The organism is Streptomyces sp. NPDC026659 (assembly GCF_040638245.1).
In the GTDB taxonomy this organism is placed as follows: domain Bacteria; phylum Actinomycetota; class Actinomycetes; order Streptomycetales; family Streptomycetaceae; genus Streptomyces.
In genome coordinates this window covers 24,862-33,906 of record NZ_JBEZXY010000019.1, presented here as the reverse complement: position 1 = coordinate 33,906, position 9,045 = coordinate 24,862, and the positions used below count along the sequence as shown (strand labels likewise).

The window sequence follows — 9,045 nt, the reverse complement described above, 5'->3', positions numbered from 1 at the left end:
TGGGGGTGTGGGGGGGGGCGGCGCCCCGCCGGGGGGGGGGGGGGCGGGGGGGCCCCGCCTCGGTGGCCGCGGAGCGCGAGGGGGAGGCGCTCACGCGGCGTATGGGGTTGTGGGTTGTGCGCCGCTCCCGCCGGCCGGTGGCATCCGGCAGGGCGGCGGGTCAGATGTGGCCCGGGTCGGTGACGGGCCGGAGACCGAACGCCTGCTGCAGCGTGAGTACGGGGATCGGCTGGGTGGCTTGGTCCTCGATGGCGCTGGTGTCGCGTTGCATGGGCGGGACGGTGACCGCGTTGTCGTTCGCCTCAGCGGCCAGCTGCGGGGCGAACTTCTTCTTCAGCGCGGCCAGTTCCTCGGCCAGCCCGTCACGTTCGGCGGTGAGGTCGTCGATGTCGGCCAGCTGCTTGACGACCAGCTCCTCCGCCTCGGCCTGCTTGGCGTGAGCGTCGGCCAGGTCGCCTCGGAGGGTGGCGATCGCGTCGTCGGCGACCAGCAGCCGGCCGAGCAGGCTGCGGTTCTCGTCGTCCAGCCGGGCCACCTCGTCGACCGCGCGGTGCGAGCCGGTGCCGCGCAGGCCAGGTATGAGGTCGGTGATGCTCACTGGTCGCCTCCGAAGTCGGCGGGGATGTCGGCGTGGCCGGAGAGGATGTCGGCGATGAGGTCGGGATCGGTGATCCAGGCGGGGACGCGGGAGCGGGTGACGCCGAGCCCGGACAGCAGGCCGGGGACTATGACCGGTTCGGCGTCGCCGGGCATCGGCGGCAGGTGCAGGGTGGTCACCGGACCGGCTCCGTCCGCTGCTCGCCGGGGTGGGTGAGGTTGCGGACGGGCTTCCACGGGGGCTGGCCAGAGCCGGGGCACGGCTTGGACCAGCGCTCGCTGCGGTATGCCGAGTAGGTGCGGCCACTCCAGTGGTGGCGCCCCATGACCCCGTCGGCGGTCATGGCCCGGTCCTGCATGCAGTGCTTGCACCAGCCGCGCGGGCGGGCGGGCTCGGGGACCGCCGGGTAAACGATGCGGAACGTCGGGTGGTCGACGGTGATGCGCTTCTCGCCGTCGACGCGGAAGGCGAGGTACGGGCCGCGAGTCCCGACGATCGTGGCGGGCTTGCCGTCGTACTCGATCCGCATGCCGTGGCGGGCGGGCACGTCGTAGGTGCGGCGGATCCACTCCATCGTGCTGCTCACTTCGCCTCCTTCGGCGAGCACTTGCAGGTCTCGGGGTGGGCGCAGGCCATGGCGTCGAAGACGCGCTCGTACCAGTCGGCGGGCTGGAGGCTGGGGGTGTGGCCGGCGGGCGGCTCGGCGAGCAGGGCCTGCAGTGCGGCGTCGGCCTCGACCACCGGCAGCGGCACGTCCAGACGGGACAGGTCGACGGTCATCGGGCCACCGCCCCTGCGTCCTTGCAGGGCCAGCGGTTGCCGCACGCGCACCAGTGGCAGCCGTCCAGCGGGCCCGGCACCTTGTCGTAGTGCACCTCGGACCCCTCGGCCGCCTGGTCGGCAAGCTTCTCCAGGCGCTCGGCGGCGTCCAGCAGGCCGGCCGAATAGCCATCGAGGTACGCCTGCGGGCGCTCGCTGTGCTCGTCAGGCGCCTGACCGTCCATGTTCTCGACGGCCTGGGCGGCCTCGGAGAAGACGCTGGAGCGGAAGGCGCGCGGCTGGGCGAACGGGTCGTCCGTGTTCGGCATCGCCTGGTGGTAGAGCCACTGGGCGCCCAGGGCGTCAGCACCAGGGTCGTCCGAGTCGAAGATGAACGACGACAGTGATCGGCCGGTGGCCGCGAGGGCGTTCTCCAGCTCGGCGCCCCGAGCCCGCAGGCCGTCGGCCTCGGCGAGTAGCGTCAGAGCGATCTGGTGCAGCGTCTTCTCGGTGCCGTCGTTGTAGGTGGCCGTCGACCAGGTACTCGTGCGCTCCCCGTACTGGGCCAGCCGCACCCGCGCGACCTCCGGCGTCATCGGCGTCTCGCTCATGCCAGGCTCCTCAGGTGGGAGCCCATGCGCTCCGGGTGGGACGAGATGGTCTTGTCGGCGCGGCGGTGCATCGCGATGACGTCCTCGCGGTCGCCGATGTCCTCCACGGACAGCGGGTTGCAGGGGCGGTGCAGCTCGCGGGCCGCGAACTGCATCTCCTGCTCGGCCTGCCGGACGTCCGCCGGCATGTTGCGCTCGGCGAGCGCACGCACCCGGGACGGCACCGGCTCGTACACCTGGGGCGGAAGGGATGGGAAGATGGTGGACACGGGGTCCGCCTTTCTCTCAGCAGTGGGTGAAGGTGGATCTCTCAGAGGTCGCTCGCAGGCTTGGGGTTTGCGGGCGGCCTCTTTGCGTGCCGCGTCAGGCGGCGGGCTGGAGGCGAGGCTCCGGCGGGCGGGACTCGTGCAGCCGGCTGGCGTCGGGCATGCGCGCCGCCTGGTACTGGCCTTCGATGTAGGCGTCCAGCTCGGCGACCCGGTAGGTGACGTAGCCGCCGACCTTGAAGCTGTGCATGCCGTTCTCGACGTCCTTGCCGATCAGGCGCCACTTGCGGAGCGTTCCGACGGTGAGGCCGATGTGGGTGGCTGCCTGTTCGATCCAGAGGCAGCCGGCGGGGGGACTGGGCTTGGGTCCCTTCCTGTACACGCTGGTTACTCCTTCGCTGTGGGGGTGCGGACGGAAGACGTTCCGTCCAGATCTGGAGACGTTGGGGGCATGAAGAGGACGAGCACGCCGACACCGAGGGCCTCCACGAGGGAGTGGGCATCGTTGATGTCGGCGGACTTCTGGGTCCCCTTGGCCAGCTTCTCGACTGTGTTGCGGTTCACGCCGCTGGCATTAGCCAGGGCGCGTATCGAATAGGGCGTGCCACGCCCGGGGTGCTCCATGACCCACTTGAAGATCTGGGCGTTGCGGAGCATGTAGCGACGACTCAATGGATCCCCCGAGGTGCGGAGTGCCTTGATGGGATGAGTTAAGCACGACAGAGACGAACCGTCTACCAATCTGGACGACTGGCTGTCGGGAACCGGCAGAGATCATGGCGCGATAGAGTGCTTCTGTAGACGATCCGTCTCCAACGCGAGAAGGTTGTACGGACTGAGCTGGTAATTTCCGCGCGCCCATCCGTATCCCCAGAGACAGCCGGTGTGACAGTGACGCGAGAGGAAGAGGACATGACGGCAGCGGCCCCCGCCCCTGACCAAGGCGCGGCCCAGCAGCCTGCGCCCATCGGCGCACTCTCTCAGCTCATCCAGGAAGCACTCGACAAGGGCGACTCCTACGGGAAGCTGGCCGAGCGTGCCATCGACCCCGACACCGGCGAGACCGTCTCCAAGCCGTACCTGCAGCGCGTCGTGAAGAACCCGCCGGCCAACCCGCCCACCGTGCCGATGATGCGCGCCATCGCCGCAGCCCTGCGCAAGCCGTTCCGGCACGTGCAAGAGGCCACCGCCAGGCAGTGGCTGATGTACGAGTCGACCGAGCTCGCCAGCTACGGCGACACGGTCCGCATCATCGTGAGCCACCTGGCAGGCATGCCGGATTCGGAGAAGCGCAAGTGGCAGGCGATGATCGAGGCCGCAGAGCGAGCCCGGCGCGAGGCAGGCGAGTAGCGGCAGCCGAAAATCCGCCACCAACTGGCAACACTTGTCCGTAAGTAGACAATTCTTCAACGGATTGTGTGATCACTTCAGGCGACGTACCCTTCACCAACCGTGCACATCCGGCCGTTGTGGCTCCATGTGCACTGTTGCACCGCGGGGAGGGTTCATGCTGCACGTCACCTACGAAGCCACCAATGACCTCGAACCAGGACGCATCGCCCGGATCGACGAGGAGCGGGGCGCCATCCACGTCACGGTGGACAGACGCGAACCACTCAAGAACGTCGTCGAGCAACTCAACACCGAGATGGCCCAGTTCCTGTCGCGCGCCGACTGGTACCAGCTGTGGGGTCACGAGATCGTCTCCCGTCACACTCCAGACCGGCCGCTCCGGCTGGAGTTCACCCTGGTGCCCGGGTACGCCAACGGAGTTGGCATAGCCGAGGACCGAGGCGTCGTGCGCGTATACGTGGCCGCCGCCATGACGACGGAACAGTTCGCCGCCGCGATGAACCCGGCGGTGCGGGACGTACTCGACGGAGGCTGCTGGTTCCAGATGTTCGCCGGTGAGATCATCGACCACAGTCGAGAGCCGATGAGCCAGGTCTGAACGAACGGGGGCAGCGGTGCCGGGATACATCGAAGACCGCTGGTACACCAGGAAGCCCGACCCGGCCACCGGCAAGAAGCGCAGGACCGCACGGTACGGCAAGGGCAAACGCTGGCGCGTGGCCGGCATCCCCGGCGTCCGCGACCGGTCCTTCGAGCGCGAGGCGGACGCCAAGAAGTGGCTCGCCGACTCCCAGACCGACTCCACCCGCGGCACGTTCTACGACCCACGCGACGGCGACATCACGCTGCGCGAGTACGTCGAGAAGCACTGGTGGCCGACCCTGCGCAAGCCGCCCGGCACCAAGCAGTCCATGCAGCCCCGGGTGTTCAAGCACATCCTGCCGCACGTCGGCCACCTGTCCCTGAACCGCATCGGCCACGACGAGGTGCTGGCCTGGCAGGCCGCGGCTGAGAAGAACATCGACGTCTCGACGCTGACGGTGACATGGCGGCACTTCTCGTCCATCATGCAGGCCGCGCACAAGGCCAAGCGGATCCCGTCCAACCCGTTCCGGGACGAGGACTTGAAGGCGCCGGCGGTACCCAAGTCGAAGGCCAAGGCGTGGGCGCCGGAGACGGTCATCGCGGTCCGCAAGGCGCTGCCGGCCCGCTACCGAATCCTGCTGGACCTCGGGATCGCGGCCGGATTGCGGCAGGGCGAAGTGTTCGGGTTCTCGCCGGACGACATCGACGGCGATGAGATCCGCGTGGTGCGACAGGTGGTCCGCATCCACTCACGGCTCGGCTTCGCCCCGCCGAAGGGCAACAAGGAGAGGACCGCGCCGTGCCCTCCGGCGCTGGCCCGGGCGGTGAAGGAGTACACGAACCTTTTCCCGACGGTAGAGGTGACGTTGCCGTGGGTTGACCCGGACCGGCCGAACCTAGCATGGGAGGACCGGCCGACGCGGACGGTGCGGCTGCTGGTGACGACGATCCGCACGGCCGGCAAGAGCGGCGGGGCGATGAACCGCACGTACTTCGACGACCGGATCTGGAAGCCGGCGCTGCTGGAGGCCGGGCTGATCCCGCCGCCGCAGACCGAGATCGTGGAGCGGCCGGGCAAGGACCCGTTGAAGCGGGTGCGGTGGGGCATGCCACGCGAGGAGGGCTTTCACGTCACCCGGCATACGTTCGCGTCGATCGTGCTGCAGGCCGGCGAGACGGTCACGCAGCTGGCGGCGTGGCTGGGGCACTCGGATCCGGCGTTCACGCTGCGGACCTACACGCACTTCCTCCCGAAGTCGGGGAGCCGTGGCCTGTCCGCGCTCGGTGAGTGGGTGGCGCCCGGTGGCCAGGCGGTGGCTGAGGTCTCAGCGGCTTCTGATTCTCCCCAGATTCTCCCCAGCCCTCGTTTGGCGGACGGTTCTGGCGAGGTTCTTGCAGGTCAGTGACCTGAGCGGCAGACGAGTCGGGCTGTACGCCGGGTTCTGTTCTGGTCTAGTCGGTGACCTGCGGCGCGATGCTGCCGGTCCCCGGAGTACCGCCTGACCTGTTGCGATACGTTGAGACAGATTGAGATGCGTTGAGATGGACTACTGCTGAGCCGTTCTCCCCGGCCGCTCCCCGGCGGACTTCACTCCCCAGATTCTCCCCATGAAAGCCGCTCCCCAGAGGCCCTCCCGCCTGGGGAAATACCTACTGTGCCGGCTCGCCGACGTGCCCTGGCTCGTAGGCGCATCCCATCCGGGCCGCCGTCTCCCGCCGCGCGTCCTCAATGGCGATGACGCAGTCCTCGCACACTCGAAGCTCGTGCTGTCGGTTGTCGCGCGGGCGGAGCACCGTAACGAAGGCCGTCTGCACCTCGCCCTTGTCGGGATGCCGGAAACAGACCCCCGGCTGCCAGTCGTAGAGGTCGAGGATCTGCTGCCGGTTCATGGGTGTCTCCCGTCGGGCGCGCTTATCTTCTGCGGCGGGGGGTGTGGTTCTGGTTCCCGGGGATGCCGGTCGGATGCCGGTGGAGCTGGCGGTTCACCCTTTCAGGCGAACGTATGTTCGAAGTCTGGACACTACACGGAGCCCTGCGGCATATGCCAGACCGCAACGCAGGGCACCAGCCAGTTTCAAGATCAAAAAATGCCCGGTAAACAGGGCTGACTTGTGATCATCTTCGGCAGAGCGTTTGTCGAGTGCCGACCCTGCCCGATGACAGCGAGTGGCTCGCCCGCGAGCGCCGCGCCATCGGAGACCGCATCCGCGTCGAGCGCATCCGCCAGAGCCGCACCCAAGAGTCCGTCTTCCTCGCCGCCGACATGAGCCGCTCCGCCTACCAAGCCGTCGAAGCCGGCACGGCGGACGCGCGCATCACAACCCTGATGAAGATCGCCCATGTGCTGGGTGTGCACGTGACTGACCTCCTCCGGGATCGACCGTTCCTGACTTCGAGTCAACACGAACTTGACGGGTAAAGGAAGCCCGTCGTCCGCATATATCTGCGTCAAGTCCCGCGTGTACCGTCACCGTCCGCATAGGCCCTGGCCTGGACTTTCCCCAAAGGCAACGGCTAGCGCCCGTTCATTGCCTCGCGGGCACGCTGCTCGTTGCGCAGCTGCTTGTACGCCTCCCACAGCGCCCCTGCTTCGGTGCACGGCTCGGCGCTCAGCTCGATGCTCCGGCAGGAGTCGCAGGCGACGGCGTGGGTGACGTAGGCGCTGTAGGCCTGCTGCGTCGGGCTGAGGTCTGCTCGCGCGGCTGGGTTCACGGCGGGGGTGTCGGGTCTACGCTCATCCATGCCGGCGCTCCACTCCAGTCGGCCATGCCCCCGGGCCGTGCCCTCGGCCGCGGGGGTCTTTGCTGTCCTGTTCAGACGGTACCGCTACACACTGCTCTATACCGCTGTATGGAGCTACCTGCTGAGTTACCCAGCACCCGACCGCCCTAGCTTCGGAGCATGGGTGATCAGTCTCCGGTGGATCCGTCCCGGCCGGTCTACGTGTGGCGCCAGGTCGCCGACTGGATCGCGGCACGCATCGACTCCGGCGAGCTCCAGCCGGGCGCGCGCCTGGAGGGTGAGCGGGAGCTGGCCGAGCAGGTCGGCGTCGCCGTCGGCACGGTGCGACGCGCGGTCGAGGATCTGCGGGAGCGGGGGGTCGTCATCACCCTGCCGGCCAAGGGCACCTATGTCGCCGACCGCTCGAACTCCTAGGCCGCTGTCAGACCCGCGCTCTAGGATCGTGACCATGTCCACTCCCCCGCCCTCGGGCCCGCGGCCGGCCGACGTTGTGCAGGCGGACATCCGTGCGCTGATGCGGGAGACGGGCGGCTGGCTGTGGGGGCCTACCCGGGAGCGGTACGAGCAGCTGCGGGACGAGTGGATCGCGGCCAAGCGCGGGGACATGGCGACCGCGGCGTAGGATCCGCTCTCGTGAGCGACATCGAGTTCCCCGCCGACCTGATCAGCCTGGAGACCGCCGCCTGGGAGGCCGCCCAGCGGGGTGAGCTCACCGCCGCGCAGGCCGCCGACGTGCAGGCCGCGATCACCGCGCACGCCGCGGCGACGGAACTGGATCGGTACACGGTGGAGATGGCGCTCAAAAAGGCCGTCCGGCACCCGGCGACCGAAGCGACCGGAGCCTGACAGCAGCCCGCCCCGGCTGCATCACGGCCGGGGCGGTACCAGCGCCAGAGCATGGGCTGATAGTGCGACCAGCCTACGACCCGCCACCGACAATCGGTTCAGACGTAGCTGCCCGGCTTCCAGTCGGCTGGCGCGCCAGGGCAGGGACCGCCGGCCCACTGGGCGTGCGGCAGTCGGCAGCGGGCGCATCGCTGAACGCGGTCGTCGCCGTATGCGAAGTCATGCTCGCCGCCGCGGGTCGACAAGCGGTACTCATCGAGCTGTACATCGTCGGCCGCACGGCCAACCTGTCGCAGCGAGCGGTCAACGTTCGGGTATGGGCGGTGGGCCATGGTCCCCTCCTTCGTTGCCGCCAGCATGGCAGACGGTCACGGCTCCTCGGGCCAGCTCGCCAACACCCTGCCGGTGTCCTCGTCGGTGAGGGTGATGCGGGCGTCGGGAAGGCTGCCGTAGTCGCCGATACAGCGCCGGAACTTATCCCGCGCCACCGCCTCGTTGCCCCACCAGCCGTGCTGCATCGGCCGGCCGCCGGATTCGAGCAGCAGGTGGTAGCGGCTCGGGTTGTCAGCCATGCAGCAGCTCGGACGCCGGGACCTTGAAGCGGTGGCCGCACGGGGTGAAGTCGATGAGCACCCCATCGTCGCCGAGCTCGGCCGTCCGGTCGGTGATCTGTGTGGGCTGCACGTCGCAGTCCGGGCACTCGGGCAACGGCGGGTAGTCCGAGACCTGCAGCATGTTGTGGGTGATCTCGTGCTCGCGCTCGACCATGCGCTGCTTCAGGTAGTGGAGCCAGTCGATGGGCATCAGTTCGCGGTCGGCCATGCCCCCAGGATGGCAGACGCCACCGACGCACCTATTATCGAACACGTGAACGATTTGCCGCCCGACCTGCCCCGGCTCCGGACCCTGGAGACCTGGCTCGCCCTGAGCCTCGACCGGGTCCGGCAGCAGATCGCCGACGCCGAGCGGCGCGAGCAGGAGCAGCAGCAGGGAGAGCAGGCCCGGCCGCCGGCGCCGGACTGGGTACTGGAGCTCGGGCTCAACAAGGACAGCCCCGCGGTGTACGTTCACGAGGGCGGCTGCTGGAACATCGCGAAGCGCCACAAGGGTATCGACCAGGCCACCGCACTCCGGGCCCTCGTCGAAGGCGTCGCCGCCTGCCCGCACTGCCGGCCAGACTCGGCGCTCGGCTACCTGGACGGATGACAGCGCCCCGCCTCGACGGGGGAACGAGGCGGGGCGCTGGGGTCAGTGTGGCACGGCAGCCTTCCGTGACGGCAGGGT

The 9,045-nt window shown here is 68.9% G+C and carries 20 protein-coding genes; 8 read left to right on the top strand and 12 right to left on the bottom strand.

The features are described 5' to 3' along the window. Nucleotides 1-160 precede the first annotated feature (160 nt). The 8 genes from AB0E91_RS31155 to AB0E91_RS31120 all read right to left on the bottom strand — a co-directional run bounded on the left by AB0E91_RS31155 (nucleotide 161) and on the right by AB0E91_RS31120 (nucleotide 2,798). The gene (locus tag AB0E91_RS31155) at nucleotides 161-598 is read right to left on the bottom strand and encodes a hypothetical protein (RefSeq protein ID WP_359534869.1); all 438 of its coding nucleotides are present in this window, start codon (nucleotides 596-598) and stop codon (nucleotides 161-163) included. After that, nucleotides 595-777 (bottom strand): hypothetical protein, encoded by a 183-nt coding sequence (locus AB0E91_RS31150; protein WP_359534870.1) that lies wholly within the window; start codon nucleotides 775-777, stop codon nucleotides 595-597. The genes AB0E91_RS31155 and AB0E91_RS31150 overlap by 4 nt, the downstream gene beginning before the upstream one ends. Then, on the bottom strand, nucleotides 774-1,184 hold the full coding sequence (locus tag AB0E91_RS31145; RefSeq protein ID WP_359534871.1) for a hypothetical protein: 411 nt from the start codon (nucleotides 1,182-1,184) through the stop codon (nucleotides 774-776). The genes AB0E91_RS31150 and AB0E91_RS31145 overlap by 4 nt, the downstream gene beginning before the upstream one ends. After that, nucleotides 1,181-1,378 (bottom strand): hypothetical protein, encoded by a 198-nt coding sequence (locus AB0E91_RS31140; protein ID WP_359534872.1) that lies wholly within the window; start codon nucleotides 1,376-1,378, stop codon nucleotides 1,181-1,183. Before AB0E91_RS31140 ends, AB0E91_RS31145 begins: the two co-directional genes overlap by 4 nt. Then, entirely contained in the window at nucleotides 1,375-1,968 is a 594-nt protein-coding gene (locus AB0E91_RS31135; protein WP_359534873.1) for a hypothetical protein, read from the bottom strand. Before AB0E91_RS31135 ends, AB0E91_RS31140 begins: the two co-directional genes overlap by 4 nt. Beyond that, complete coding sequence (locus AB0E91_RS31130) at nucleotides 1,965-2,237, bottom strand: hypothetical protein (RefSeq protein ID WP_359534874.1); 273 nt, start codon at nucleotides 2,235-2,237, stop codon at nucleotides 1,965-1,967. The genes AB0E91_RS31135 and AB0E91_RS31130 overlap by 4 nt, the downstream gene beginning before the upstream one ends. Before the next feature lie 94 nt (nucleotides 2,238-2,331). Beyond that, on the bottom strand, nucleotides 2,332-2,616 hold the full coding sequence (locus AB0E91_RS31125) for a helix-turn-helix domain-containing protein (protein WP_359534875.1): 285 nt from the start codon (nucleotides 2,614-2,616) through the stop codon (nucleotides 2,332-2,334). A 5-nt stretch (nucleotides 2,617-2,621) separates the two neighbouring features. Next, entirely contained in the window at nucleotides 2,622-2,798 is a 177-nt protein-coding gene (locus AB0E91_RS31120) for a hypothetical protein (RefSeq protein WP_359534876.1), read from the bottom strand. Nucleotides 2,799-3,146: 348 nt separating this feature from the next. Here AB0E91_RS31120 and AB0E91_RS31115 point away from each other — a divergent pair, with 348 nt between their 5' ends. From AB0E91_RS31115 to AB0E91_RS31105, 3 genes are all read left to right on the top strand, one after another. Further along, nucleotides 3,147-3,584: a hypothetical protein gene (locus tag AB0E91_RS31115; protein ID WP_359534877.1), complete on the top strand. Its 438-nt coding sequence runs from the start codon at nucleotides 3,147-3,149 to the stop codon at nucleotides 3,582-3,584. 157 nt (nucleotides 3,585-3,741) lie between these two features. After that, nucleotides 3,742-4,185: a hypothetical protein gene (locus tag AB0E91_RS31110; protein WP_359534878.1), complete on the top strand. Its 444-nt coding sequence runs from the start codon at nucleotides 3,742-3,744 to the stop codon at nucleotides 4,183-4,185. A gap of 16 nt (nucleotides 4,186-4,201) precedes the next feature. Further along, on the top strand, nucleotides 4,202-5,578 hold the full coding sequence (locus tag AB0E91_RS31105) for a site-specific integrase (protein ID WP_359534879.1): 1,377 nt from the start codon (nucleotides 4,202-4,204) through the stop codon (nucleotides 5,576-5,578). 244 nt (nucleotides 5,579-5,822) lie between these two features. Here AB0E91_RS31105 and AB0E91_RS31100 read toward each other — a convergent pair whose 3' ends face one another. Beyond that, on the bottom strand, nucleotides 5,823-6,062 hold the full coding sequence (locus tag AB0E91_RS31100; RefSeq protein ID WP_359534880.1) for a hypothetical protein: 240 nt from the start codon (nucleotides 6,060-6,062) through the stop codon (nucleotides 5,823-5,825). A gap of 251 nt (nucleotides 6,063-6,313) precedes the next feature. On the opposite strand from AB0E91_RS31100, the gene AB0E91_RS31095 reads away from it, so the two are divergent. Further along, entirely contained in the window at nucleotides 6,314-6,592 is a 279-nt protein-coding gene (locus AB0E91_RS31095; protein WP_359534881.1) for a helix-turn-helix transcriptional regulator, read from the top strand. A 95-nt stretch (nucleotides 6,593-6,687) separates the two neighbouring features. Here AB0E91_RS31095 and AB0E91_RS31090 read toward each other — a convergent pair whose 3' ends face one another. Then, a complete protein-coding gene (locus AB0E91_RS31090) occupies nucleotides 6,688-6,915 on the bottom strand; it encodes a hypothetical protein (protein ID WP_359534882.1) in 228 nt (75 codons plus the stop codon). A gap of 159 nt (nucleotides 6,916-7,074) precedes the next feature. Here AB0E91_RS31090 and AB0E91_RS31085 point away from each other — a divergent pair, with 159 nt between their 5' ends. From AB0E91_RS31085 to AB0E91_RS31075, 3 genes are read left to right on the top strand one after another with little or no spacing between them, the layout of a single operon-like run. Next, nucleotides 7,075-7,329, top strand: coding sequence for a winged helix-turn-helix domain-containing protein (locus AB0E91_RS31085; RefSeq protein WP_359534883.1), 255 nt, complete (start codon nucleotides 7,075-7,077; stop codon nucleotides 7,327-7,329). 34 nt (nucleotides 7,330-7,363) lie between these two features. Beyond that, entirely contained in the window at nucleotides 7,364-7,537 is a 174-nt protein-coding gene (locus tag AB0E91_RS31080) for a hypothetical protein (RefSeq protein ID WP_359534884.1), read from the top strand. Nucleotides 7,538-7,548: 11 nt separating this feature from the next. Further along, a complete protein-coding gene (locus AB0E91_RS31075; protein ID WP_359534885.1) occupies nucleotides 7,549-7,761 on the top strand; it encodes a hypothetical protein in 213 nt (70 codons plus the stop codon). A 368-nt stretch (nucleotides 7,762-8,129) separates the two neighbouring features. Here AB0E91_RS31075 and AB0E91_RS31070 read toward each other — a convergent pair whose 3' ends face one another. Together AB0E91_RS31070 and AB0E91_RS31065 are read right to left on the bottom strand one after the other, a co-directional pair. After that, nucleotides 8,130-8,333, bottom strand: coding sequence for a hypothetical protein (locus AB0E91_RS31070; RefSeq protein WP_359534887.1), 204 nt, complete (start codon nucleotides 8,331-8,333; stop codon nucleotides 8,130-8,132). Further along, complete coding sequence (locus AB0E91_RS31065) at nucleotides 8,326-8,583, bottom strand: hypothetical protein (protein WP_359534888.1); 258 nt, start codon at nucleotides 8,581-8,583, stop codon at nucleotides 8,326-8,328. The genes AB0E91_RS31070 and AB0E91_RS31065 overlap by 8 nt, the downstream gene beginning before the upstream one ends. Nucleotides 8,584-8,628: 45 nt before the next feature. Between AB0E91_RS31065 and AB0E91_RS31060 the strand changes: the two genes are divergently transcribed. Continuing rightward, complete coding sequence (locus AB0E91_RS31060) at nucleotides 8,629-8,967, top strand: DUF6233 domain-containing protein (protein WP_359534889.1); 339 nt, start codon at nucleotides 8,629-8,631, stop codon at nucleotides 8,965-8,967. Nucleotides 8,968-9,045: the final 78 nt, after the last annotated feature.